General features: G+C 46.7%; 1 pseudogene. It reads right to left on the bottom strand.

Going from position 1 to position 600, the window contains the following annotated elements:
* Positions 1-142: 142 nt before the first annotated feature.
* Positions 143-547 (bottom strand): annotated as a pseudogene (locus tag HW443_RS12615) (HAD-IC family P-type ATPase); the annotation flags it as partial.
* Positions 548-600: the final 53 nt, after the last annotated feature.

Below are 600 nucleotides of genomic sequence, written 5' to 3'. Positions count from 1 at the left end.
ATAAAGGCAGTGAAAGCGCCGAAGGAGCGCCACTCCACCTTCCTTCGGGGAGCCAGAAAACTGAGCACAAAAAGGCCGAAGAAAAGGACGCTAAAAGCAACTACCCCCCACCATCCGTAATCGTAACCATTAAACTTTGGTTTCATATCTTTACCCTCTTCAGGAGAGCAGAGTTGCTGACAACAGACAATGAACTCAATGCCATGGCTGCTGCTGCAATCATGGGATTTAAGAGTCCGAAGGCAGCGATTGGTATACCAATGGTATTGTAAATAAATGCCCAGAAGAGGTTCTGCTTTATCTTTCTCATTGTTGCCCTGCTGAGTTTAATCCCTTTAATAACGTTCCTGAGGTCATCCCTCACAAGTATAATTCCGCCTGTCTCCTTGGCAACATCAGAGCCACTTCCAATGGCAATTCCTATGTCTGCTTGGGCGAGGGCAGGGGAGTCATTTATCCCGTCCCCCACCATTGCCACAACTTTTCCTTCGGTCTGGAGTTCCTTAATAACCTTTGCCTTATCCCCTGGAAGGACATTTGAAATTATGGTTCTTCCGGTTTTAGCATGGGTAAATATCTAAGCCACCACAGTGGAAAAGG

Source organism: Candidatus Hakubella thermalkaliphila, from assembly GCF_013281975.1.
Taxonomy (GTDB): domain Bacteria; phylum Actinomycetota; class Humimicrobiia; order Hakubellales; family Hakubellaceae; genus Hakubella; species Hakubella thermalkaliphila.
This window is presented reverse-complemented; position numbering and strand designations above follow the sequence as displayed.